At 38.5% G+C, this 23,819-nt stretch carries 24 protein-coding genes and 1 tRNA gene; 5 read left to right on the forward strand and 20 right to left on the reverse strand.

All coding sequences use genetic code 11. The annotated features are described in order from the left end of the window. Positions 1 to 11: 11 nt before the first annotated feature. From BIV20_RS11265 to BIV20_RS11290, 6 genes are read right to left on the reverse strand one after another with little or no spacing between them, the layout of a single operon-like run. The gene (locus BIV20_RS11265) at positions 12 to 1,073 is read right to left on the reverse strand and encodes an ABC transporter ATP-binding protein (RefSeq protein WP_075720828.1); all 1,062 of its coding nucleotides are present in this window, start codon (positions 1,071 to 1,073) and stop codon (positions 12 to 14) included. A gap of 11 nt (positions 1,074 to 1,084) precedes the next feature. After that, complete coding sequence (locus BIV20_RS11270) at positions 1,085 to 1,939, reverse strand: sulfate ABC transporter permease (protein WP_075720829.1); 855 nt, start codon at positions 1,937 to 1,939, stop codon at positions 1,085 to 1,087. A gap of 10 nt (positions 1,940 to 1,949) precedes the next feature. Beyond that, the gene (gene cysT / locus BIV20_RS11275; protein WP_075720830.1) at positions 1,950 to 2,798 is read right to left on the reverse strand and encodes a sulfate ABC transporter permease subunit CysT; all 849 of its coding nucleotides are present in this window, start codon (positions 2,796 to 2,798) and stop codon (positions 1,950 to 1,952) included. A 21-nt stretch (positions 2,799 to 2,819) separates the two neighbouring features. Further along, the gene (locus BIV20_RS11280; RefSeq protein ID WP_075720831.1) at positions 2,820 to 3,842 is read right to left on the reverse strand and encodes a sulfate ABC transporter substrate-binding protein; all 1,023 of its coding nucleotides are present in this window, start codon (positions 3,840 to 3,842) and stop codon (positions 2,820 to 2,822) included. 17 nt (positions 3,843 to 3,859) lie between these two features. After that, positions 3,860 to 4,789: a cysteine synthase A gene (gene cysK / locus BIV20_RS11285; RefSeq protein ID WP_075720832.1), complete on the reverse strand. Its 930-nt coding sequence runs from the start codon at positions 4,787 to 4,789 to the stop codon at positions 3,860 to 3,862. A gap of 26 nt (positions 4,790 to 4,815) precedes the next feature. Beyond that, positions 4,816 to 5,220 carry an RrF2 family transcriptional regulator gene (locus BIV20_RS11290; RefSeq protein ID WP_075720833.1) on the reverse strand — a complete coding sequence of 135 codons (405 nt, stop codon included), beginning with the start codon at positions 5,218 to 5,220 and terminating at the stop codon, positions 4,816 to 4,818. Between the two features lie 176 nt (positions 5,221 to 5,396). On the opposite strand from BIV20_RS11290, the gene BIV20_RS11295 reads away from it, so the two are divergent. Further along, positions 5,397 to 6,269, forward strand: a complete 873-nt coding sequence (locus BIV20_RS11295; RefSeq protein WP_075720834.1) for a DMT family transporter — start codon at positions 5,397 to 5,399, stop codon at positions 6,267 to 6,269. Between the two features lie 12 nt (positions 6,270 to 6,281). Here the strand turns inward: BIV20_RS11295 and BIV20_RS11300 are convergent, their stop codons facing one another. The 9 genes from BIV20_RS11300 to BIV20_RS11340 all read right to left on the reverse strand — a co-directional run bounded on the left by BIV20_RS11300 (position 6,282) and on the right by BIV20_RS11340 (position 16,508). After that, entirely contained in the window at positions 6,282 to 7,604 is a 1,323-nt protein-coding gene (locus BIV20_RS11300) for an MATE family efflux transporter (protein ID WP_075720835.1), read from the reverse strand. A gap of 151 nt (positions 7,605 to 7,755) precedes the next feature. Then, positions 7,756 to 8,841 carry an ABC transporter ATP-binding protein gene (locus BIV20_RS11305; protein WP_075720836.1) on the reverse strand — a complete coding sequence of 362 codons (1,086 nt, stop codon included), beginning with the start codon at positions 8,839 to 8,841 and terminating at the stop codon, positions 7,756 to 7,758. Positions 8,842 to 8,858: 17 nt separating this feature from the next. Then, positions 8,859 to 9,587: an HAD family hydrolase gene (locus tag BIV20_RS11310; RefSeq protein WP_075720837.1), complete on the reverse strand. Its 729-nt coding sequence runs from the start codon at positions 9,585 to 9,587 to the stop codon at positions 8,859 to 8,861. Between the two features lies 1 nt (position 9,588). Next, positions 9,589 to 11,088, reverse strand: a complete 1,500-nt coding sequence (locus tag BIV20_RS11315; protein ID WP_075720838.1) for a CehA/McbA family metallohydrolase — start codon at positions 11,086 to 11,088, stop codon at positions 9,589 to 9,591. A 14-nt stretch (positions 11,089 to 11,102) separates the two neighbouring features. After that, on the reverse strand, positions 11,103 to 12,407 hold the full coding sequence (locus BIV20_RS11320) for an ABC transporter substrate-binding protein (protein ID WP_075720839.1): 1,305 nt from the start codon (positions 12,405 to 12,407) through the stop codon (positions 11,103 to 11,105). Positions 12,408 to 12,458: 51 nt separating this feature from the next. Further along, positions 12,459 to 13,295, reverse strand: coding sequence for a carbohydrate ABC transporter permease (locus BIV20_RS11325; protein WP_143524539.1), 837 nt, complete (start codon positions 13,293 to 13,295; stop codon positions 12,459 to 12,461). Positions 13,296 to 13,313: 18 nt separating this feature from the next. Continuing rightward, the gene (locus BIV20_RS11330; protein WP_143524540.1) at positions 13,314 to 14,195 is read right to left on the reverse strand and encodes a carbohydrate ABC transporter permease; all 882 of its coding nucleotides are present in this window, start codon (positions 14,193 to 14,195) and stop codon (positions 13,314 to 13,316) included. Further along, complete coding sequence (locus BIV20_RS11335; protein WP_075720840.1) at positions 14,161 to 15,477, reverse strand: MATE family efflux transporter; 1,317 nt, start codon at positions 15,475 to 15,477, stop codon at positions 14,161 to 14,163. The genes BIV20_RS11330 and BIV20_RS11335 overlap by 35 nt, the downstream gene beginning before the upstream one ends. 155 nt (positions 15,478 to 15,632) lie before the next feature. Beyond that, on the reverse strand, positions 15,633 to 16,508 hold the full coding sequence (locus tag BIV20_RS11340) for a MurR/RpiR family transcriptional regulator (RefSeq protein ID WP_075720841.1): 876 nt from the start codon (positions 16,506 to 16,508) through the stop codon (positions 15,633 to 15,635). 202 nt (positions 16,509 to 16,710) lie between these two features. On the opposite strand from BIV20_RS11340, the gene BIV20_RS11345 reads away from it, so the two are divergent. Further along, a complete protein-coding gene (locus tag BIV20_RS11345) occupies positions 16,711 to 16,875 on the forward strand; it encodes a hypothetical protein (protein WP_192848880.1) in 165 nt (54 codons plus the stop codon). A gap of 362 nt (positions 16,876 to 17,237) precedes the next feature. On the opposite strand, the gene BIV20_RS11350 is transcribed toward BIV20_RS11345, so the two are convergent. Beyond that, the gene (locus BIV20_RS11350; RefSeq protein WP_075720842.1) at positions 17,238 to 18,329 is read right to left on the reverse strand and encodes a hypothetical protein; all 1,092 of its coding nucleotides are present in this window, start codon (positions 18,327 to 18,329) and stop codon (positions 17,238 to 17,240) included. A 98-nt stretch (positions 18,330 to 18,427) separates the two neighbouring features. Beyond that, positions 18,428 to 18,976, reverse strand: a complete 549-nt coding sequence (locus tag BIV20_RS11355) for a hypothetical protein (protein ID WP_075720843.1) — start codon at positions 18,974 to 18,976, stop codon at positions 18,428 to 18,430. 74 nt (positions 18,977 to 19,050) lie between these two features. Here BIV20_RS11355 and BIV20_RS11360 point away from each other — a divergent pair, with 74 nt between their 5' ends. Then, entirely contained in the window at positions 19,051 to 19,437 is a 387-nt protein-coding gene (locus BIV20_RS11360; protein ID WP_242939825.1) for a hypothetical protein, read from the forward strand. 133 nt (positions 19,438 to 19,570) lie between these two features. On the opposite strand, the gene BIV20_RS11365 is transcribed toward BIV20_RS11360, so the two are convergent. After that, a complete protein-coding gene (locus tag BIV20_RS11365) occupies positions 19,571 to 20,128 on the reverse strand; it encodes a hypothetical protein (protein WP_075720844.1) in 558 nt (185 codons plus the stop codon). A gap of 22 nt (positions 20,129 to 20,150) precedes the next feature. Continuing rightward, a complete protein-coding gene (locus BIV20_RS11370) occupies positions 20,151 to 21,056 on the reverse strand; it encodes a DUF6731 family protein (RefSeq protein WP_075720845.1) in 906 nt (301 codons plus the stop codon). Positions 21,057 to 21,414: 358 nt separating this feature from the next. Here BIV20_RS11370 and BIV20_RS11375 point away from each other — a divergent pair, with 358 nt between their 5' ends. Beyond that, on the forward strand, positions 21,415 to 22,494 hold the full coding sequence (locus tag BIV20_RS11375) for a hypothetical protein (protein WP_075720846.1): 1,080 nt from the start codon (positions 21,415 to 21,417) through the stop codon (positions 22,492 to 22,494). A 624-nt stretch (positions 22,495 to 23,118) separates the two neighbouring features. On the opposite strand, the gene BIV20_RS11380 is transcribed toward BIV20_RS11375, so the two are convergent. Then, a tRNA-Gly gene (locus BIV20_RS11380) sits at positions 23,119 to 23,191 on the reverse strand. Positions 23,192 to 23,307: 116 nt separating this feature from the next. Here BIV20_RS11380 and BIV20_RS11385 point away from each other — a divergent pair. After that, positions 23,308 to 23,754, forward strand: coding sequence for an FMN-binding protein (locus tag BIV20_RS11385; protein ID WP_075720847.1), 447 nt, complete (start codon positions 23,308 to 23,310; stop codon positions 23,752 to 23,754). The last annotated feature ends 65 nt before the right edge of the window (positions 23,755 to 23,819 follow it).

Genomic DNA, 23,819 nt, shown 5'->3' on the forward strand with positions numbered 1-23,819 from the left:
AATTAGAATAATTAGATATAGAACACGTCGTTTTCTTGCATTGCACTGTTTTCCATCAGATATGTTCTGTTCTCATCAAATATGTATAATCGGTAAATCAATACCTGTACCTTTTCTCCTACACTGACCGGATCCTTTTCTAACGAACGCTCTGCCTTGATGGATATTCCCTTGAAATTAATCGTAAGCTCCAGATGATTGCCTCGGAACACTACCTCTTCTACCGTTCCTTCCTCTGCTGCACTCATGTACTGCTCTAGTTTTCCACTCTTAGAAACGCGAACAAACTCTGGTCGAATAACTGCCTGCGATGCTCCAGCTACTGCTTCAAACCCATTTAGCTGTTCATAGTGATTTACCACTGTGGAACGACCAATAAACTGTGCCACAAATGGTGTTTCCGGTGTCTTGTAAATCTCCATTGGCGTCCCCGCCTGCTCTATTTTTCCATGGTTTGTAATGATAATCTCATCTGCCACTTCTACTGCTTCGTCCTGGTCGTGTGTCACAAAAATACTGGTAATTCCTACCTTGTGAATCATGTCTTTTAGCCAGTTGCGAAGCTCCGTTCTTACCTTAGCATCAATCGCCGCAAAGGGTTCATCTAACAAAAGTACTTGCGGATTAGGAGCAAGTGCTCTGGCAAATGCCACTCTCTGACGCTGTCCACCGGACAACTGACTGGGATAACGCTTTTCCATACCGGAAAGCCCGGTCAATTCGATAAGCTCCATTACTCTTTCCTTAATCTGTGCTTTCGGCACCTTTTGCACCTCCAGACCGAAGGCAATGTTGTCAAATACCGTCATATAACGAAATAACGCATAATTCTGAAATACAAATCCAATTCCTCGCTTTGCTGCCGGAATATCATTGATTCGCTTTCCGTCAATAAGGATATCTCCTGAATCCGGATTTTCCAATCCTGCCAGCATACGGAGTATGGTGGTCTTGCCACTTCCACTTGGGCCAAGCAATGCTACCAGCTTTCCTTTTTCTATTCCAAAATTTACATTATCAGAAGCCTTAAAATCTCCATAATGTTTTTCAATATTTTTCATTTCCACGTACATGCCTTCACCTCCTATGCCTTTCCTTTCTTTGATGCCTTATATTCTACAAAATTCCGAAGTATCAACACGAACACTGCAATGATAACTAACAGGGAAGATACTGCAAATGCAGATGTAATGGAATCCGCAGAACCTGCCAGATAAAGAGCATCGATTTCAAGTGGTAACGTAAAAGTCTCACCTCTGGTCTTTGACAATGCATTGACTGCTCCGAATTCGCCTAAAGCTCTTGCTGTACAGAGAATAATGCCATAAAGCAATGCCCATTTTATGTGTGGAAGTGTAATTTTGCGAAAAATCTGAAATCCGCCTGCCCCCATAAGTGTGGCTGCTTCTTCTTCCTCTTTTCCCTGTGCATTCAACACCGGAATGATTTCTCTTGATACAAAAGGGAAGGTAACAAATATCGTAGCAAGCACTACGCCCGGAACTGCAAATACAATCTTAATATCTGTTCCAAGTGCTTCATTGATGGCATCGATATATTTTCCTGCCCATCCCAGTCTTCCGAAGGTCATTAAAAAAGCAAGTCCTGCAATGACCGGTGAAATGGAAAATGGAATATCAATCAACGTTGCAAGTATATGCTTTCCTCGGAAGGAGAACTTTGTCAGAAGCCATGCAGCCATAATTCCAAAAAAAGTATTTACTACCACAGCAATTACTGTTGCAAGTAATGTAACCCCCAATGCGGATATCACATACTCAGAAGCCAATGACTTAAAATAAAATCCTATTCCCTCTTTCAGAGAATTTGTCAACACAGATATCAATGGCAGTACTAACATACAAACAATAAAGAGTACACCTATGGTAATCAGTATAATTTCTGTTTTACTTCGCTTTTTCTGTTTCTTTTTCTCCATAACTGCCTCCTTATGCTGTCCGTTTTGCCTGATGTACCTGCACCATGTTTACCAGAAACAAAATCAGAAAGGAAAGTATCAGCATTACCAGCGCAATGGCTGTAGCACCGGCATAATCTACATAATTTAACTTTTGCATAATAACATAGGATACTACCTGTGTATGCTTTCTGGCACTATTACCTGATATGTAAATGACACTTCCATATTCTCCTACCCCTCTTGCAAATGCCAATCCAAAGCCTGTTAATAAAGCCGGACGAAGTTCAGGTAAAATTATTTTTAGAAATATTCGCGCACTCCCTGCGCCTAGCATATTTCCTGCTTCTTCATAAGATGAATCTAACTTTTCCAACACCGGCTGTATGGCTCTTACTACAAAAGGAATTCCTACAAATATCAGTGCAATGGTAAGACCTATTTTCGTATAAGATACATGAATTCCAAGCTTTGCCAGATACTTTCCCGGAAAACCGGTATCGGCATACATTTTAGATAAAGTAATACCTGCCACTGCGGTAGGCAATGCAAATGGAAGTTCAATCAATCCATCTAGCAATCGCTTTCCCGGAAATTCATACCGTACCAAAATCCAGGCCAGAATCACTCCAAAGATACAATTTATCACTGCCGCAATAAAGGAACACAGAATACTGGTGGAGAATGCATTTACTACTTCTTTTCTTCCAATCAGTTGAAAGAATTCACTAGGTGATAATTTCAACGAATAAATCATTACGGATGCCAATGGAATCAATACCAACAGTGACAACATAGTTACCGTCACTCCCATGGTAAGTCCAAATCCCGGTATTACCCTACAGGTTTTTCCTTGCTTTTTCTTTCTCAACCCTTTCATGGTTCCTCCTCTTGTCATTCTCTAGTTATCATATATCTCATCAAAAATTCCGCCATCTACGAAAAAGGTCTCATATGCGGCATCCCATCCGCCAAAATCATCTATAGTGCATAAATTAATATTTAAATTAAATTTATCGGAAAACTCTTGTAAAATATCCGGATTAAATGGTCTATAACCCTTTTCTCCAATAATTCTCTGAGCCTCGTCAGAATAAAGATATTCCAGATAATCTTTGGCTGCTTCCTGGGTACCATCCTTATCTGCATTCTCATCTACAATAGCAACACTTGGCTCTGCCAAAATACTTACACTTGGAGTAATGATTTCATATTTGTCTGGATATTCTTCCACCGTAGATAATGCTTCATTTTCCCAGGCAATCAACACATCACCCTGCCCGTTTTCCACAAAAGTAGTTGTTGCACCTCTGGCTCCGGAATCCATTACCGACACATTCTTGTATAAAGCAGTTACAAACTCCTTTACTTCCTCTTCAGAGCCATATGTTTCACTGGCATATTCCCATGCTGCCAAAAAGTTCCAGCAAGCTCCACCACTACTTTTGGGGTCTGGTGTAATTACATCTACACCTTCTTTTACTAAGTCATCCCAGTCCTTAATTTCCTTTTCATTTCCCTTTCGTACCAGAAATACAATAGTAGAGGTATAAGGAGAAGAATTTCCTTCAAACTCCTTCAGCCAACCACTCTCAATCAATCCTGCCTTTTCAATTAAGGTAATGTCGTGAGCAAGTGCTAGTGTTACCACATCTGCATCGCTTCCTTCAATTACAGATCTTGCCTGGCTTCCGGAACCTCCGTGAGACTGAACAATTTCAATTTTCTTCCCCGTTTCCTCTTGATAGTGTTTTTGAAATGCCTTGTTATATTCCTCATATAGTTCACGGGTAGGGTCATAGGAAACATTGGTAAGTGTCAGTGTTCCATCTTCCTTTTTTTCTTTTCCACATGCCGGTAAAAATGTCATGGCCAATACTGCTGCAAGAGTAAACGCCGTTATCCTTGTTCCATTCTTTTTCATAAATACTCCTCCTGTTTTTATTCAAATAATGCAGTAGATAAATAGCGCTCTCCTGTATCAGGCAATAGAACTACAATATTTTTTCCCTTATTTTCCGGACGTCTTGCCAGTACATCTGCTGCATAAAGAGCTGCACCTGCTGAAATTCCCACTAGCAATCCGTCTGTCTTTGCCACCTTTCTGGCTGTTTCAAATGCTGCATCGCTTTCTACCGGAATAATCTCATCAATTAATCCCGTATCCAGAACCTTTGGCACAAATCCTGCTCCAATTCCCTGAATCTTATGAGGTCCCGGCTGTCCACCGGAAAGTACTGCAGAATCTTTTGGCTCTACTGCAACAATCTTTACATTCGGATTCTTTTCTTTTAATCCTGCTCCGGTTCCGGTTAAAGTTCCTCCGGTTCCTACAGCTGATACAAAGATATCTACCTTTCCGTCGGTATCTTCCCAAATCTCTTTTGCTGTTGTTTCTTTATGAATTGCCGGATTGGCTGCATTCTCAAACTGCTGTGGAATAATTGCATTTCCATACTCTTCTTTTAACTGCTCTGCCTTTGCAATGGCACCTTTCATACCTTCCTTGCCCGGTGTAAGAACAATTTCTGCTCCCAATGCAGAAACAATTTTTCTTCGCTCCACACTCATGGTATCCGGCATGGTCAAAATCAAGTGAAGCCCTTTGGAAGCCGCTACAAAAGCAAGACCGATTCCGGTGTTTCCACTTGTTGGCTCAATGATTACTGTCTCACTGTTAATCGTTCCTTTTTTTATTCCATCCTCTATCATGGAATATGCAACGCGATCCTTTACACTTCCAAGCGGATTGAAATATTCCAATTTTCCAATAATCTTAGCTTCCAATCCGTTTTCCTTTTCATAATTTGTAAGCTCCAATAAAGGAGTATTTCCTATCAGTTCTGTTAAATGTTCTGCTATTTTACTCATCGTTCTCTTCCTTTCCTCTCCAAATCTTATATAGAATAGTTATATGCATTTTCATTTTTCCAGGTAAGCATATCTTCCAAAGTTACCGTGTCAATTACACTGCTGACCGCATCATCAATCTGATTCCATAGAATCTTGCTGGCATCTTCCTCTGTTTCTGCATCCTTTGCGAAACAGCTTTCCGTCATTCGTAAAATTTCGCCTACCTTGTAATCATATGGTTTTCGTACCAGACGATATCCTCCCTGAGGTCCTCGTATGCTACGTACCAATCCTGCCTTATTCAACAAGGACACAACTTGTTCCAGGTATTTCTCGGAAATCTCCTGCCTTACTGCAATGTCCTTCAGGCTTACCGGCTCACCAAAATCATGCTCTGCTAAATCCAGCATCAATCTTACCGCATACTTTCCTTTCATTGATATTTTCATTTGTGTCCTATCACCTCCTGGTCTCTTTTTCTTTGATACTATCTGTTATATCATTTATTTCCTACTTTGTCAATAGGTTTTATATGTTATGTAGGAAATTTTTTCGTCTATAGAAAAATTTACCAGAATAGTATAGAATATACAAGAATAAATTAAATATGAAATGAGGTTTTACTATGTCTGAAAAGAATAAAGGAATTTTTTACATTATATTGGCAGCATTGTGTTTTTCTCTGATGAGTCTGTTTGTCCGCCTTTCCGGGGACATCCCTTCCATGCAGAAAAGCTTTTTCCGCAACCTTGTTGCATTGATTTTTTCTCTCTTTATATTATGGAAAGAAAAAATCCCCTTCCACGCCGGAAAGGGAAATACCATTTATCTTATCTTACGGGCAGCTTTTGGCACATTAGGTCTTTTCTGCAACTTCTATGCCATTGACCATCTGGCACTATCCGATGCAAACATGCTGAACAAACTGTCACCATTTTTTGCTATTATTTTTTCTTACTTTTTATTAAAAGAGAAAGTGGCACCATATCAGCTCATCTGTGTTATTACCGCATTTATTGGGACACTTTTTATTTTGCGTCCCGGATTTGGCAATCTTGTGACCTTCCCGGCTCTTATTGGACTCTTAGGTGGATTAGGTGCCGGTATTGCCTACACTATGGTGCGTGTTTTAAGTGGCCAAGGTGTAAAAGGACCTTTTATCGTTTTCTTCTTTTCCGCCTTTTCCTGCATTGTAACACTGCCCTTTTTCATTTTCAATTACACCCCTATGAAACCCTGGCAACTTGGATTTCTACTGTTAGCAGGACTTGCAGCTTCCGGAGGCCAATTCTCCATTACTGCCGCCTACTCCCATGCTCCTGCAAAGGAAATCTCTGTCTATGACTACACACAAATTATCTTTTCTTCCCTTTGGGGCATCTTGTTCTTAGGCGAACTGCCTAACTGGATGAGCGTCACCGGATACGTAATTATCTTTGGTGCTTCTCTTACTATGTTTCTGAAAAGACAAAAAGAAGCACAAAAGAGGGAGAACTAGCTGTTCTCCCCATCATCTGGTAATTAATTCTTTCTCTCTCCATTTTCCACTCTTCCAACGGAAAAACATACAGATTGCACGAATACATTCATCCATTGCCAAACCAATATAGGCACCTACTACCATCATTTCCATCCGGATTCCAAATAGGTAAGTACCACCTACCGCACACAAATACATAAATATCGACGCAATTACTGTAGTAAACACAGCATCTCCACTGGTCTTTAAAGCATTTCCAAACACCAGATTGCTGACACGCCCGATTTCCAGAACAATATCAATTGCCAGAAGTTTTCCCACCAATTCAAGCATTACAGAATCATCTGTAAATAAAAGCAGTAACTTTCCGGAAGAAAGAGCAATTAAAGTTTCCATTATAGTTGCTACGCAAATCCCTACAATAGCAGCTTTTCTGGTTCCCCGATCACATTCCTCATATTCCTGCGCTCCAATCCGCCAACCTGTCATAATTGCATTTGCCTGCGCCAACGCTGCTCCCACACAATAAGAAAAATTAGTAATCTGAACTGCATAGGAACGTGCTGTCACATTGATTCCATCTGAATCCATCTGATTAAGAAAACGTATCACTAGTGTCATTGCCACATTGTAAAGAGCTGTCTCCAATGCAGACGGCAATCCAATATGTACAATCTGCCCTAAAACCTCACGATTAGGTAAACGTTCCGGTTCTTCTCCTGCATGTACAAGCCGGTGAGAGAAATATACTACAATCAACAGGTTCAGAATTCTCGATATTACTGTGGCAATAGCCACTCCCATAACTCCCAAATCAAATATGAATAGAAAAACCGCATTCAATATCAGATTTAGTATATTTCCCACAATCGTAGCTGCAAGAGGCTCTCTGGTATGTCCAAACGCCCTTAGATAACTGGAGAAAATAGGAATAAGTGCATTCAAAATGCAACTTCCTCCCACAATCTTAAGATATGTCTTAGCATAATCCATAAGAAGCTCTGCCACACCTACTGTTTCCAGCACTGTACCTGCACCAAAAAACAAGAATAAAGACAATAACATTCCCAAGATAGCATTAAATATTAGCCCAATCTGCCTTGCTTGATACGCTACTCCCACTCTCCCTGCACCAATGTACTGCGTCATTACTGCAATCATTCCTGAAGATATTACAGAAAACATAATAATAAAAATTCCAATGTATGTATTTGCTGTTCCCACAGCCCCAACTGCTTTATCCCCCGCAGAAGACAGCATCAATGTATCTATCATTCCCGCCAACATATAACATAGCGTTTCCAGACAAATAGGAATGAATAATTGTGTCAGGCTCTTTCTTTCTACCTCCATACTCCTTCTCCTTTTTGCTCTCTTTTTTCTACAATTTTACCTCTAATTTCTATGAAATGCTTGCACTTTTTCAGTGAAAAAATTGCACTATTCTACTTTTTTGATAAAATCGATGTAGAAAATGATTTGCAAGACAGCAAAAAGCAACTAATTAAATTCGCTTCTCCCGCAGTTTATCGAAAAGATGAATTTTTTCCATATCAAATGTCATACGGATCGTATCTCCTCTTTGAACCGCAGTATCTGCCGGCACTCTTACAGATACCTTCTGTCCGGCATAATTAAAATACAAGTATGCATAATCTCCCAACATTTCGTATACTTCTACTGTACCTTCCAATTCTCCATCTGCCGCCAGTTTAATATCTTCCGCACGTATTCCTACTATGATATCCTGGTTAATATAATTCTTTCTTCTAATATTTTCCGCTATCTGCTCCGGTAATGGAAATAACGCATCTCCTACCTGTATATGTAACACCCCATTTACCGGAACGCAAGCTCCTTCCCAAAGATTCATAGGAGGTGTACCTATAAATCCTGCTACAAACACATTTGCAGGATAATTATAAAGTTCCTGCGGTGTAGCGACCTGTTGAATCTCACCATCCTTTAACACGACGATTTTGGTACCAAGTGTCATTGCTTCTACCTGATCGTGCGTTACATAAATAAAGGTACTATCTAACTCCTGATAAAGTTTGGAAATCTCACCACGCATCTGATTTCTGAGTTTTGCATCCAGGTTTGACAAAGGCTCATCCATTAAAAATACTTTTGGCTTACGCACAATGGCACGTCCCATTGCCACACGCTGTTTCTGACCACCGGAAAGTTCCTTAGGTTTGCGATTCAGTACCTCGGAAAGACCCAGTTTCTCCGCCACCTCTTCTACCTTTTTCTTTATCTCAGCCTTAGGCACCTTTTTCAGTTTCATACTGTAGGCAATATTGTCGTAAACAGACATATGAGGATACAATGCATAATTCTGAAATACCATTGCCATATCCCGGTCACAGGAAGGCACATCATTCATACGTTTTCCATCTATAAGAAGTTCACCGTCTGAAATCTTCTCTAATCCTGCAATCATTCGAAGTGTCGTAGACTTACCACATCCGGAAGGTCCTACAAAAATCACAAATTCCTTATCTTTAATGCATAGGTCGAAATCCTTTACCGCCGTTACTCCACCTTCAAAATTCTTATACATATGTTTTAACTGAATCTCTGCCACAGTATTTCCTCCTTATCTTAAATCCTGTCTAATAATTCCGGCAATTCACGGATAGACGCAATGACATAATCCGCTTCATTTCCAAAATCGGCTGCCTCGCTGACACCACTTAGCACTCCAATTGCAATTCCACCATTTTTTCTTGCAAAAATCATATCATTATAAGTATCCCCTACTACTGCAATTTCCTCCGGTCTTAAAGAAAACTGTTCTGCAAATTCCAAAAACATTTCTTTGTCCGGTTTCGGTTTTCGTCGTCCATCATCTGCACCAATATAGTCAAAAAATTCCTTTACTCCAATAGAATCCAAACAGTTTTTTGCCGAAATCTCCGTATCTGCTGTAGCCAGCCCGATTACAATATTCCGGGATTTTAAATTTTCCATTAGTACATTCATGTCCGTGAACAACTGAAATTTTGCATCCCGTCTGGTCACATTCTCATTAAAAAGTTCTTCTAACTGCTTCCTTGCTTCTGTTACCGAAACCGTCTTTCCTTTTTCTGAAAGCGCTACACAGACATCTTCTGCAATTTCTCCATAAGACTTATAGGCAAGCGCTCCCCTAGGGTCTACTTCCCCTTTGTCCACTCCAATGGTTCGAAGCAGATGTTGCACTAACTCTTTTGAATCCTCTATTCCATTTCTCCTTAAAAACACCGGTATTACTGCCGTCGCCGCCTGAAGCCAGAGCGAAAAGAAATCCACCAGAGTTCCATCCTTATCAAACAATATTCCTTTTATCATGTTAGTTTTCTCCCATTTTCTCCCATATTTCTTCTATGGTACTGCAAACAGAATCCATTGCTCCACAATAAACAGGATTTACATATCCCAAGAATGCTCCCTGTCGTTGTCTTACCTCAAGTCTGACCCAATTCCATGTCTGGTCATTCAGTTCTATTTCTTCTTTGATATAAAAATCTCCCGATGTCTTCTCATATACCTTTACCGGCAGTTTTTCTCCATTTTTCACTAAAAATACTTTTGGTCTTTCCTTAATTCCTTTGATTTGTGCTTCATAAATAAGAACTATATTTTCTCCGTTTTCTGTAATCTTATCGCCCGGAAGATATTCCTTCCCTTCTACTGTAATTTGGGGAATAATTTTGCAGAATCTTGTAACACACATGTGTCCCTTTCTCACCTGTTCCATCAAGTTCTTTGGTGACAATCCTTCGCAAAATACATAAGTACCCGGATCGCCTGCAATAGACGGAAGGTCTGCCCCTTCATAACGCTCTTCTATCAGATTATGGGAGTCACTTCCCCCCACTCCCCAAATCTTGTGCCCGTCCTTCCAAAGTTCATCCAGAAAACAAATTGCCTGGTCATTAGATGATGGAGCATCCTGATAAGTAGGGTCATTGACAATCTCCACACATTGAAAATCCTCAAGACTTGTTTTTCCATACTTCCATTTCCAAACGGTAAGAAATGGATGATTCAAACTAACAATCCATCCCTTCTTGTTTGCTTCTTTTATAGTCTCTTCCACATACTTTTCCATCTGTGGCGTTCCATTGTACATTACAATTTCCAGTAATTTTTCCGGCATTTCCGTAATACCAAACAAATTAAAATGTCCATCCTCGGTAGTAATCTCAATTCCCGGCAAAATGCAAAGATCTGTATCACACCACCCAGTGTGCATCAGATTGTGCTCAGTAGGCACATAAAAGTCCATTTCCATGTCCTTTGCTTTTTTCATGGCATTTCTTATGGTTTCCTTCCCATCAGATAATCTGGTATGGGTATGAAAATCGCCTTTATACCATCTTGTTTCCGCCTGATATATCTGATTCCAATCATATTTTTCCGGTGATATATGAAAACTACCTTCCTCTACCCAAATCCATTTTCCAATTGGCTCTGTTATCTCAGAGATTTCATCTGTCACTACCGTTTCCAATACTATAGTCTTATCCCCCAATTGCTGTTTTACAGTCTCTGTAAAAATACCAAAATAAATTTTCCATTCTCCCGGTAAAATTCTTCCCGGTACCCCACCAATTGCAGTATGAGTGCCTTCTGTTCCAACTGCCAGTTTCTGCGCTCCGTAGCCTAACAGCTTTTGAAGCCGGATAGCACCAGTCTCATCCCGTAAAACAACAAATCCTATATAGCTGCATCCTTCCGGCACTTTAATATCTAAATATAATGTTTTTAATTCATGAGGAATCACAAAGGATTCCTCATGAAGATTTTCTGCCTCCCGGCTGATTGTAAAGTTAATTATTTCTCTCATGTTCTATATCTTCTCTATTTATTAATACTGTCCAATGCTTCCTGAGCAGTCTTTTGTGCCTCATCTAATGCTTCTTTTGCAGGAACATTTTCCAATTCTACTTTATCTGCTGCAATACTTAATGCATCAAAAATCTTTCCTCCGGTTGGATCAGTTAAAGCAGGAGTTCCATGGGATGCCTGTGAAATCGGAACCAGTGCCTGTGGATTTTCTTCTGTATATGCCTTAAATTCCTCTACTTCCAGCGTAGACTGACGTACTGCTACATATCCTGTTGCCATGGACCATTTTGCCTGATTTTCCGGTGAAGTAAAGTATTTCATAAATTCATATACTCCCTGTTTTGTCTCATCATCGGAATCTTCCAGCATAACCAACTGTAATGCATCTGCGGTCGGTGCAGAAGGATTGTCATTAAATCCCGGCTGTTCCATTGCTGCTACAATGCTAAAATCAAGGTCTGCCTGGTCTCCGGAAGAACCTGTGTATCCACCAGCTTTGTTCTGAAGCACGTCATCAATGGTAGTATACCAGTACTCCCAGCCCTGTCCGCCGGAATTTACCTTCATAATCTTGTCATCATGAATCCACTGACGGAAGGACTCCCATACTTCTACCCATTCTTCAGAATTAATCATAACAGTCTTTCCATCTTCGCTTAACAGAGATGCGCCATTACTTAATGCTGCATCTACCAGGTTTGGACTTCCCCACATTGGCTCCCATCCTACAAAAGAACCATCTGCACTTGTCATAGCCGCTGCTGCTTCTGCTAAATCCTGCCATGTCTGAATGGACTCTGGATCAATACCTGCCTTTTCAAAAGCTGCTATATTGTAATAAAAAATCTGTGTTGTTCCATATGCAGGCAGTGCAAAAGTTTTTCCATCTTCATTGACACCCTGATCAAAAAATACACTTAAGTAATCATCTTTCTGGAAATCAGAATCTTCGTCGATAAATTTGCTTAAATCTGCTACCAGATTTTTTTCAGAAAGGTTTCTAGACTTATCTACATCTAAAAGTGCCATATCCGGCGCATTGTTTCCTGCAATTCCTGCCTGAAGTTTTTCGTAGGTTTCCGTATAATCTGCCTGCGTAGTTGTTACAATTTCATATTTGTCCTGAGATGCATTAAAATCATCCACAATATCCTGAAATACGTTTACTGCTGTTTTTCCACCTGAATACCAGAAATCAATCTGAATCTTTCCATCTGCTGTTTTTGTTGCTTCTTTTGAACCATTGCTTCCACATCCGGTAAGCAATCCCGCAACCATTGTCATTCCTAACAATGCTGCTAATAATCTTTTTTTCATGTTTTTCTCTCCTTGTTTTTGCTGTTTATTATTTCTATATATAAAAGGGATTTACCCCTTCATACCGGTATCTCCACCAATTCCATTGATAAACCATTTCTGGGTAAATGCAAACAGAATCAACAGTGGTAATACAATCAAGGCACTTCCCGCCATAACAAGAGGCCATTCTGTTCCATATGCGCCTCCTTCAATAAAGAACTTTCGAAGTCCCTGAGAAACCATCATTTTTTCATTAGAATCTGTAATCAGAGAAGGCCACATATAACTGTTGTAACAGGTAATAAAATTCATCAGTCCAAAGGTAATAAAAGAGGACTTTGTCATAGGGCATACCACCTGCCACAAAATTTTCCATTGGGATGCCCCGTCAATCCTTGCCGCCTCTATTACTCCCACAGGCACCTGCATAAATGCCTGCCGAAGCAGAAAGATTCCGAAAATACTGACACAGTTAGATAAAATCAAACCGGTAAAAGTATTAAGCAAACTGAGTTTAGAAAGAATAATGTAACTCGGAATATAAGTGGCTGCCGTTGGCAGCATATAAGTTCCCATGATAATGGCAAACAGTATTTTTCTTCCCTTAAACTTCATAAACACAATGGCATAAGCAATCATAGCTGCTGTTACAATCTGAATTGCTAATGTAAGAACTGATACAAATAAACTGTTCCATACATATTTCAGTAATGGCGAATTGAAAATAACCTCATAAAAATTATTCCATTGAAACTCTGCCGGAAAAAACTTTGACACATCCATAATCTCCGCTTTTGTCTTCAACGCACTCAGCATCATCCATAGAAAAGGAAATGCCGTAAATACACTGAATACAAAAAGCAATAACACTTTTCCCGTCTTTTGCAATCCTATTTTTATCTTCATCTTGTTTCCGCCTCCTCTTTAGTAATGTACCCATTTCTTAGAACCGGTGAATTGAACCACAGACAGCAGCACGGTAATCAGAATCAACACAATGGCTACCGCAGTTGCCTGTCCCATGTTAAATTCCTCAAATCCTAACTGGTAATACATATAGAGTAACGTTCTGGTGCTACCGGAAGGTCCTCCCTGGGTCAAAATCTGAATCTGGTCATATGCCTGAAGAGAATTGACCATGGTAATAATCATTAGGAAAAAAGTGGTAGGTGAGATACACGGAATGGTCACATCCCGAAATCTCTGCCAGCTCTTTGCTCCGTCCATTCCACTTGCTTCATAGAGTTCCTTGGGCACCTTTTCCAACGCTGATAAATAAAATATCATAGCATATCCAAGACTCTTCCAGACCGTTACAATAATTACGGCAATCATCGCCGTTTGCGAACTCTTAATCCACTGAAGTCCCGGCAGCCCCAAAAAGTCCAGTATGGCATTGGCGATACCGGAACTTGGATCATAAATCCATGTCCATACAATGGAAACTGCAACGGTCGGTGTAACCCATGGCGAAAAAAGAATGAATTTAATAATTCCACTTCCTTTAAAAGACTTTTGCATCAACAATGCCAATAACAATCCCAGCACAATTGTTGGAATCAAGGTTCCAATAGTAAATACTACCGTATTCCACAAAACATCATAAAAACGCTGGTCTTTGAACAATGCTATAAAATTATCAAAAAATACAAAATTATAGTTTGGAGACATATAGTCCCAATCGGTAAAACTAATGTATATGGATCTCAAAATAGGATAAATCCAAAATACAATCAAAGGTATCAGTGCCGGAATTACAAACAACCACGCACTACTTATTTTCTTTACTGTCAATTTCCTTTTCATTTCTTATCCTTCCTCGTTTTTCTATCACTAAAATCAGTTTATAAATAAGAAGCATACATCCCGCCGTTACCGGAAAGGCAATCCATACTCCATTGATTTCTGCAAATACCGGAAAAAGATACAATAACACCGGCGCAATCAGAAAGCTCTCTACATAAGTATGAAAAACCGCCTTTTTTGTCTGCATGGTAGCATTCAAATATGCCGTATTAAACTTTACAAATCCAAGCAAAAGAAAAGCTGATGCACTGATTCTCATTCCTGTCCAAAAATACCCCAAAGCTCCACCGGACAAGCCGAACCATCTTCCTATGTACGAAGATAATCCTACTGTTAATACTGTAGCTGTTACTCCAATGATACACGCAAGCATATAAGCAATTTTTCGAATCTGTTTTACTTCTTCCTGTTTTCCTGCTCCATAATAATAGCTCATTAATGGCTGAGTCCCATCTCCAATTCCGGATAACATATACTGCACCGGAAAGGTAATATAAGATATGACTGCATAACACGCTACTGCTTCTTCTCCTCCGTAAACAAGACACTGCCAATTCGTAAAAATCAGTGTAACAGACGGCGCTATGGACATTCCAAATGCTGTAATTCCTGTCTTTATGATGTTACTGCATAACTGCCTTTCCAGATAAGGCTTCACCTTCTGCTTTCTCCACAAAAGAATCATACTAATACAAACTACAATTCCTTGCGCAATCACAGTTCCATAGGCCGCTCCCTGAATCCCAAGTCCCTGTTCAAACATCAGATAGTAATTCACACTAATATTGGCAATCAACCCTGTAATCATACTTACCATAGCAGCCACTGACATATTCATATTTCTAAGAATGGGAAGCATACCGGTTCCCAATATCTGAAGAATACTGCCCTTTACTATAATCTCACTATATTTCTCCGCTTCCTCATATACTACATTTTGTGCACCCAATATTTTTAAAATCTCTTGGTAGCACACCAAAAGCAAAATTGTAATAGCTACACCTGCCACTGTCAGCAGTGTAACTGTATTATTTCCTGCCCGTTGACTTTCTTCTTGTTCTCCCTGTCCTCTGGAATGAGAAATCAGAACACTTCCTCCGACTCCAATTCCAATGCCAATTGCTGTAATCACTGCTGTAATAGGCCATGCAATATTTATTGCTGCCAATCCGATATCTCCGGTGGCCTTTCCAATAAACAGACCATCCACCACACTATACATTCCAGATAAAGTCAGAGAAACAATCGTAGGCAAAGAGTCTTTCAAGATTTTCTTCAGCATGACTGTTCCTTTCTGTCATTTTCCTTTCACGTCCTGCATAATAACACATCTTTTTTAGAGCAATCATCAAATCTATGTAAAATCTTGGTAAACGAATTTTGCCTAAAACCAAGAAAAAATCGGAGCAATGCTCCGACTTTTCCTCTTACTGTTCTTTATTCCATTTGCTTTGCACGCTCCGAAATATCCTCTTCAAATTCCCTGGTAGATTTACTAAGCTGCTCACTAAAACGTTCCATATCACTTTCCATAATGGCTGCACAAAGTGTATCCACAAATGCAATCTGTGAAATCCGGGATGCTATCCATCTGCTGACCTCATGTGCATAAATGGTGGGAGTTACAAATACATAATCTGCACATTCTGCCAATGTTGATTCTGCATCTCCTGTTACCGCTACTGTAACTGCTCCACACTGCTTCGCTGCCTTTAACGCCTCGATAACAGCTATGGTTTCTCCCGAAATGGAAAAACTCACTGCCACATCTTTCTCTCCCAAATGTCCTGCACTAATTTTTTGAAAAAATAAATCTGAATAATTCCTACTGGTAAGTCCCAGATGTAAAAGTCTTCCTGAAAGTTCTGCTGCTGCATTTGCTGAATTATCTGTTCCATAGACATCAATAATTTTTGCCCTTTTCATAATTTTTACCACTTGATTCAACTGATTCATATCCAAATGACCTGCCATATCCGCTATCATCTGAATATCATCTCGAATAATCTGAAGAACACCATTTTCCTTTCGTCCTTCCCCTCTTTTCCGAAATCCCTCCGCAATCTCAAGAACCGTTCCTTCTTCTTTCTGTCCCATGTTTTTCCAAACCTCATGCTGAAAAGCAGACCAGCTCTCATACCCACATACTTTCAGCATCCGTAATACAGTGGGCTGCCCGACTTCTGCTCCCTTGGCACATTCCCGAATCGTCATGGTTCCAGCTCGTTCCTCCTGCTGCAATAAATAATCCGCTACTTGTTGCTGCTGTTTACTAAGTTTGGGATAGTGTACCTTCAATTCAATCTTCCACATAATTCTCCTCCGTCTTTTGCGTAGCATTGCTCCGTTTTTTTCTTTTTTCATTATAGCACAGAGGATTTTACAAAGTCTGGGATTTTACGAAGATTTTACACAAGAAATGCTAAAACCAATCTACTACTCTCGATACTAATTCACTGTCACACCCTTATTTCTTTGTCATATTCTAAAAGAAAAAGAAGATTTCCTATGCCGAATGATTTTGACCGCTGGCGTGGCTGTCCTCCATGCCGTTGCGACCGTGACCGCAGAGATGATAGACGTGATGGCCGTAGAGATGACAGACGTGACGACCGCAGAGACGATAGACGTGACGACCGCCGTGATAGACGCGACTAGTATTAATACGGTATTAATATAATAAAGAGCCCAGTATTTACTGGGCTCTTGGAGAGCGATAGACGGGGCTCGAACCCGATTAGCAAAAAAGTACCAATCTTAGGAAAGAAAGGAGCTTCGTACATCTTCGTTCTCTGATTTTAACCAATTTTTAACCACATTAAGTTTTAACCAGATTTTCAATGTTTGCCATAGGAGCCTGTCAATCCCTTTACCGTAGGCACTCGCAGAGTGGGGATTTACTGGCGGTAGTAAATTTCATCAATCCCCCATCATGGGAAAAGGGACATTCCAATGCACTTTATTGGAATATCCCTTGATTACTACTTTACAACTACAAAAAAGAGAATCCCCTAATAAGAGATTCCCTATATATATTCATGGTTATTTTGTTGCACCACATTCACTACACTGATAGCCGATTGTTACTACTTCGTCCCATGCTTCCTTTACGGTCACTGTTACGATGTTGGATACCCATTCTTGGTGAGTCACAGCTTCGTGGTGGATTGTTTCTGTACCTATTTGTGGATAATCTACTGTTTGAACTGAATATTCACCCATATTATAATGCCAACTAATATGGTCATGTAATCTCTGAACCCCATCAGACCCTTCGAAATAAACTACTTCCCCTCTATTTCTATAGCATGTCATACAGACATTTCTATGCTTAATAGATTTAGGAACTTCCTCATCCCACGCTGGTTCATCTACTACTGTCTCATAATGACCCATATCAGACTGATACATTTCTGGCGCATGCCATATTCTTTGAGTTATTCCCACAAAATTATGATTATGAATAGGCATTTCAACTGCTGATTTTACTGGAAATGTACCTAATAAATGTCCGTCTGTCATATCCATGCTATAGTAAGTAATCCCATCTGTGATAAGTCCCCTCGCAACCATTCCATTCCAATGACAGAAAATAATTCGTCCCCATGGGTCAAAGAAAAATTTTCCTGCATTTAGCGTTCCGTCTCCATTTGCATATCCATAGTCTCGTCCATTGGCAAACTGAAACCAACCACTTTGTTCCATTGCTCCGTTTGCATTCAGATAATACACCTTATCTCCTACAAATGTAATCTGGTCTTTATAGAGATACCCCTGTGAATCAAAATAACAAGTATATCCTACACTTTGGCAATACTGAAATGCACCAAATACTTCATGTCCATAGGCATCCAGATAAATGACATGTTCTCCATCAGGATGATAAGTAAGTTTGTTTCTCATCGGAGTTCCATCTGCCTGTAAGTAATAGGTATATGTTCCATCGAAGAAAAATGCATCTGTTACCAGTGTTCCGTCTGGGAGCGTGTAATGGATGCCATCCCAGTTTCCTCCTACTTCTGTAATATTGTAATGTGGAACTGTTCGACCACTTCCCTCTGCATGTACTGAAGTGGCAGTTCCTTGAAACAATAATGCAGTCGCTAATAAAATTGCTAAAATTTTCCTTTTCATCTCATTTTCTCCTTGTATTCTAGATATAGACACAAATCTTTTTATACCTTAATTGGTACATTATTCCTAGTTATACACTGATATATTTCATACTTCAATTATAAAATATTAACTACAAATGGATATTTTAGCTTCATTATTACACCTATTTTCTTTTTACATGTTTCCTCTATAGAACAATTTATTTTTCCAAAAGTATTTTGAAATTGCAAACATCTAAACCTTTCACTAAAAGATTGTGTGTTATTATCTGCTCTCAAAGTTTCATAGGGTCCAAAATCAAAATCGATTTCCTCGTCTAAAATCTCATAAGATTCAACCACATATGCTTGATAATTCTTTCCTTCAGTATACGTTGTCTTAATTCCATCAGGAATATTCATTTCACCATTTGGGCCAAACATTTTCTTCGCAGTGGTGATTTTATCAGTTTTAACCGGATCCTTAGCCTTTTTATTTACTTTACATAACACAAACACTTCATCATTTTCATTTAACTGCCATACCTGTTCTACTGATTTCTTATCAATTTTTGCAGACCATAAACCAAATCCACATTTTTGAATCTCTTCTGCTTTTCGTTCAATTATCTCATCAACGGTCTCATCAGCATGTTTACCAATTACGCTATAAAATAAATAATCCATAGTACATCATCCTTTCTCATAAAAACAAGCGTTTTTTATTTAATATACTATCACAAAAAAGAGAGAATGTATAGATGAACCTCCTTGAGTTTCCGTACTTTTATCCACAAAGCCCCGTTTTCACAGTCATCGTCATAAGTCTGTTAACAGAAGTTGCAGATCAGCTCCACGAACCTTCCAAAAAGATCAACATTGTTGACCGTTTATCCAGACACCTTGAAAAAGCTACTCCTGCGGTTGCAGCTGCTTCTTATCTTCAGTTAATTAAAAAGTGGATTCCATCAGATCCAGTCATTCATATCTATGACAGTGATGTTGTAAAACCTGATGGATATCAGTTTGAGTCTCTCGGCATAGTCCGGGATGGTTCAGAAAGCACATCAACAAAAAGTGTTTACAAAAAGGGCTATCATGTTAATGACATTGCTTATTTACTAGATTTTCTTGTATCAGTAAAATAATTTTATTACCATTAAATTAAGTAGAAAAACAGTAATTTGCAACACAATGCAACACGGAATATTAGTTTTTTCCGGCTCGCTACCGTAGGAATGGAAAAGCCCCGGGGAACCAGGGCGTAGATTACTTTTTCTTTTACTTGGATATATTTTTTTCTTTCTTCATCTTCTCGTACTTCTCCTCATCTATTTCTTCGTCATCCTCTTTTATTACTGGGTTATCTCTAAATGCAATCTTCATTATAACTGATATAACCCTATATGATGATAAAGAGAAATATACAAGAAAAAATAACCACCCATATTTAAGAATGAAATGTATCAGATTAATTACATTTTCAAACATAGCATCTATTGTAACACGAAAAAAAATAATAATTGTAAATAATATCAGTATAAATCCTGATATTATCGCACTAAAGAAGTATCTTTTTAGCAACTTTTTATATCTGCTATCACCCATAACCAATACAACAATACTATTTACCGGTGAACCAAATAGAATTGATATTACTACACCTAAAAAACCTATAATAATTGCTGTAAAATTCAGAACAGCGCTAAGAATAGAATTTACATCATCCTCTATTTTTATATTACGAAATACTACACTACAGGCAACAGATATAATTATCGAAATAACAAGTGGATAAAAATTTTCTATTATCCAAGACCTTTTATCATCTTTTTCCATTATCTGCTACCTCCACTCTATTTTATTCATTTATGGCTCTTAAAATATCTTCCTTGCTTCTATTATACTTCATGTGTATTTGTTCAACCAAATCACTGAACTCTATAGATTCTCGTTTTTCAACTTTATAAAATATAAAATCATGGTATTTCATAGTAAATAAATCTATTACATCTACTGGATCTGTTTCAGAATATTTTACGCTAACCTCTGCTCCAGTTACAATTCCGTCTGTATTGTTGATATCATCTATTGCTTCATATATTGTAGTTTCATCTAACGTACCTTTTCTAGTCCTTCCAAGCGAAATTGTTAAGGTGGCTGTTTTTGATTCAAATTTATCTAGATATTGAAACAACCTTGAAAATGATGTATTCTTCACATCCGTTTTTTTCAACTCAGTTGCTGTTGCAAATTTCATTGTAAATTTCCTAAATACTTTTGCACGATTTATTTTTTCATTAATCCCTCTTATCGGTACAGGTAGTAAAAAAATACCATTATCTTTTTCTCCACACAATTCTGTTAAATACTGCTCAATTCCATTGGCACTCAAACTATCACGATTCCTTTGTAATGCTAAAATATGATTTTTGCAATCATATACTGCGCTTACATCTTCACCTATATATTCATCTTCTGCTAAATGCATTGATGTAGCCTCTTCTGTCTTTTTTGCTCTAACCGGAAGCTTTGTTTGTCTTAATCTTACAAAGTTTAAATACCAATAGTCATCCACTTTATTATACAAAAATTTATCCAAACGTGCCTCTTCTTGGTAATACTGAAATATTCTTTCTTCTGGAGGTAATTCATTAGCTTTCAATATCAATTTTTCTAATTTGTACAACCTTCCTGAATCATTTCCTCCTATCGGTGCTTTTACAACTTGAAAATACTCAATTCTTATCTTTCTTGTCTGTGCCATAAGCTCTCTCCTAACTTTTTTCTTACATATTACAACTTTCAACATAATTTTCAATAAGTTCGAGAGATTTATCTTTATTTTCAGCAATTTTCATTTAACATCATGTTCAAATTCATTACTATATGTTATTATATAATTTTATGATACTTTTTGTATAGAACTTATGTTCTTATTCTATCACTATGTTTGCATTTTTTCAATGATACATTTTACCATTTTATTACTGAAAATTACGGAAACTCAAGTCGATTATAGATTGAAGTATGTTATATATCGATATATAATAAAGAGAAATAGGAAAAATATACCAAGTTAGCAATGGAAAAGAGTTATATATCTAAGATATGGAGGAAATGACATGAAAAAAAAGATTTTAGCAACCTTATTAGCGATTACATTACTGTTTCAGGGAACTGCTACTTCGGTACATGCAGAGGGAAGTGGACGTACGGTTCCGCATTATAATATTATGCAAGTAGGAGGAAACTGGGATGGCATCCATTACACGCTCCCAGACGGAACACTGGTAACAGATGCATTTTTCTTCGACGGAACATATACCTATTACTTACAGGCGGATGGAACTCCAATGAGAAACAAACTTACTTATCATCCCGATGGAGAACATATTATTTATCTGGATGCCTATGGACATGAAGTATTTGGTGCATTTCAGTATTGCCAAAGTGTAGGATATACTTGTTATTTTGATTCACAGGGGTATCTCTATAAAGACCAGATTACATTTGTAGGAGATAAGGTGTATTATCTGAATGCAAACGGAGCAATGGAACAAAGTGGTTGGTTTCAGTTTGCCAATGGACGAGACTATGGATATGCAAATGGAGACGGAACGCTAAATGCAGGAAAATTTTTCTTTGACCCATGGGGACGAATTATTTTCTGTCATTGGAATGGAATGGTTGCGAGGGGACTTATCACAGATGGGATTACTTACTATAGCATGGATATGACAGACGGACATTTATTAGGTACATTTCCAGTAAAATCAGCAGTTGAAATGCCTATTCATAATCATAATTTTGTGGGAATAACTCAAAGAATATGGCATGCGCCAGAAATGTATCAGTCTGATATGGGACATTATGAGACAGTTGTAGACCAAGCAGCATATGATGAAGAAGTACCTATTATGGAACGTGGTTGTTTTTGCTTAACTTGTTATAACAGGGGTACAGTAATTAAGTTTAATAACCAGGCTGAATTAGATGCTCATATTGATTATCATTACAATACATATTCAGAAGGTTGTCAATATGTAACTAAAACTCTACAGACTGGTACAGAAAAAATTCACCACGACGCCATCACACACCAAGAATGGGTATCTAACATCGTAACAGTGACCGTAAAGGAAGCATGGGACGAAGTAGTAACAATCGGCTACCAGTGTTCTGAATGTGGTGCAACAAAATAACCAGCGTGGTATTCGAAGAGAATCTCTTTATAGAGGTTCTCTTTTTATGTGCTAGAGTGCTTAATACAAATAATTGCAGTCTAGCATTTAATAACCTCTATTTCATCCATAATAATGCATAAAATAGAGGTCATTCCATATCTACAAAAGACAATTCTTAAGTTCTTCTTCCAGTTCTTCTCGCAATTCTATATAATCACAAAAATACATATTTTCTAACGCAATAAAATAATTTCCTATCACAAATGATTTGAGAGACTATCTGACCCGATTAAAAGACATACACGACAGATTCTATCCAAAATCAGAATTTCTATTTCCTGCTGATACGGAAAATGGTGTCATCACGAATAATGTTGTTTATGAATTCTATCGTCGGATGTGCAAGAAGCTCAACATTGTACAAGTGGAAGGTGTGATAAAAGGAACACACTCCTTCCGTAGAAACAATATTACAGATGTGGCAGAGAAAAATTATTACACAGGTGCAAATTTAGCAGTCGCAAAACAGGCTCTGGAATCACGAAATTTTTTAACCAACTTTTAACCAGTTTCAGCAATTCCAGAGAATATAAAAAATGCTGAAACCCAGTAAATTCAAGGATTTCAGCACCTAGCTATTAGAGCGATAGACGGGGCTCGAACCCGCGGTCTCGACCTTGGCAAGGTCGCGCGTTACCAACTACGCCACTATCGCATATTTTATTTGTGAGACACATTTAGCATATTACTATAAAATTTTCCCATTGTCAATAGTATATTTTATCCTCTTTTTTCATATAGTAAATCAAACAGATTCTTAGGAGGACTCCTGTGAGTTCAAAAACCAAAATTGTTGTTCTGCATATGAAAGAGTTGGTTTATACAGCCATTTTTGCCGTACTTGGAATTCTACTGATTCTACTGCTGATTTTTATGTTCCTGCCGGATGACAAAACAAATGGACAGACAGAAGAAACCATGCGGTATGTAGCGGGGGTATACACCTCCTCCATACAATTAAACGACAACGCTATTGACGTGGAAGTGGCGGTAGATGCCAATCATATCAATTCCATCTCACTGATAAATCTGGATGAAACAACTGCTGCCATGTATCCCCTCATGCAGCCGGCACTGGATAACCTGACACAACAGATTTATGAAAAACAGTCTCTGGATGACATTTCTTATGGGGAAGACACCCAGTATACTTCTACCGTGCTGTTAAATGCCATCCGCTCTGCTCTTGAAAAAGCCGCTTATGTTCCAGAAGACTAAAAACTACATACATTAATACAAAACAGGAGCATATCACAACTAAATATAAGCTGTAATATGCTCCT

The organism is Roseburia sp. 499, from assembly GCF_001940225.2.
Lineage (GTDB): Bacteria > Bacillota > Clostridia > Lachnospirales > Lachnospiraceae > Petralouisia.

What these genes read in the sequence shown, in the direction of transcription:
- BIV20_RS11290 (WP_075720833.1), bottom strand. Translation starts at nt 5,220, where the DNA reads ATGAAAATATCAATGAAAGGAAAGTATGCGGTAAGATTGATGCTGGAT.
- BIV20_RS11345 (WP_192848880.1), top strand. Translation starts at nt 16,711, where the DNA reads ATGATTTTGACCGCTGGCGTGGCTGTCCTCCATGCCGTTGCGACCGTG.
- BIV20_RS11360 (WP_242939825.1), top strand. Translation starts at nt 19,051, where the DNA reads ATGAACCTCCTTGAGTTTCCGTACTTTTATCCACAAAGCCCCGTTTTC.
- BIV20_RS11270 (WP_075720829.1), bottom strand. Translation starts at nt 1,939, where the DNA reads ATGGAGAAAAAGAAACAGAAAAAGCGAAGTAAAACAGAAATTATACTG.
- BIV20_RS11355 (WP_075720843.1), bottom strand. Translation starts at nt 18,976, where the DNA reads ATGGATTATTTATTTTATAGCGTAATTGGTAAACATGCTGATGAGACC.
- BIV20_RS11340 (WP_075720841.1), bottom strand. Translation starts at nt 16,508, where the DNA reads ATGTGGAAGATTGAATTGAAGGTACACTATCCCAAACTTAGTAAACAG.
- BIV20_RS11370 (WP_075720845.1), bottom strand. Translation starts at nt 21,056, where the DNA reads ATGGCACAGACAAGAAAGATAAGAATTGAGTATTTTCAAGTTGTAAAA.
- BIV20_RS11325 (WP_143524539.1), bottom strand. Translation starts at nt 13,295, where the DNA reads ATGAAGATAAAAATAGGATTGCAAAAGACGGGAAAAGTGTTATTGCTT.
- BIV20_RS11375 (WP_075720846.1), top strand. Translation starts at nt 21,415, where the DNA reads ATGAAAAAAAAGATTTTAGCAACCTTATTAGCGATTACATTACTGTTT.
- BIV20_RS11330 (WP_143524540.1), bottom strand. Translation starts at nt 14,195, where the DNA reads ATGAAAAGGAAATTGACAGTAAAGAAAATAAGTAGTGCGTGGTTGTTT.
- BIV20_RS11300 (WP_075720835.1), bottom strand. Translation starts at nt 7,604, where the DNA reads ATGGAGGTAGAAAGAAAGAGCCTGACACAATTATTCATTCCTATTTGT.
- BIV20_RS11335 (WP_075720840.1), bottom strand. Translation starts at nt 15,477, where the DNA reads ATGCTGAAGAAAATCTTGAAAGACTCTTTGCCTACGATTGTTTCTCTG.
- BIV20_RS11265 (WP_075720828.1), bottom strand. Translation starts at nt 1,073, where the DNA reads ATGTACGTGGAAATGAAAAATATTGAAAAACATTATGGAGATTTTAAG.
- BIV20_RS11295 (WP_075720834.1), top strand. Translation starts at nt 5,397, where the DNA reads ATGTCTGAAAAGAATAAAGGAATTTTTTACATTATATTGGCAGCATTG.
- BIV20_RS11280 (WP_075720831.1), bottom strand. Translation starts at nt 3,842, where the DNA reads ATGAAAAAGAATGGAACAAGGATAACGGCGTTTACTCTTGCAGCAGTA.
- BIV20_RS11365 (WP_075720844.1), bottom strand. Translation starts at nt 20,128, where the DNA reads ATGGAAAAAGATGATAAAAGGTCTTGGATAATAGAAAATTTTTATCCA.
- cysK (WP_075720832.1), bottom strand. Translation starts at nt 4,789, where the DNA reads ATGAGTAAAATAGCAGAACATTTAACAGAACTGATAGGAAATACTCCT.
- BIV20_RS11320 (WP_075720839.1), bottom strand. Translation starts at nt 12,407, where the DNA reads ATGAAAAAAAGATTATTAGCAGCATTGTTAGGAATGACAATGGTTGCG.
- BIV20_RS11350 (WP_075720842.1), bottom strand. Translation starts at nt 18,329, where the DNA reads ATGAAAAGGAAAATTTTAGCAATTTTATTAGCGACTGCATTATTGTTT.
- BIV20_RS11310 (WP_075720837.1), bottom strand. Translation starts at nt 9,587, where the DNA reads ATGATAAAAGGAATATTGTTTGATAAGGATGGAACTCTGGTGGATTTC.
- cysT (WP_075720830.1), bottom strand. Translation starts at nt 2,798, where the DNA reads ATGAAAGGGTTGAGAAAGAAAAAGCAAGGAAAAACCTGTAGGGTAATA.
- BIV20_RS11315 (WP_075720838.1), bottom strand. Translation starts at nt 11,088, where the DNA reads ATGAGAGAAATAATTAACTTTACAATCAGCCGGGAGGCAGAAAATCTT.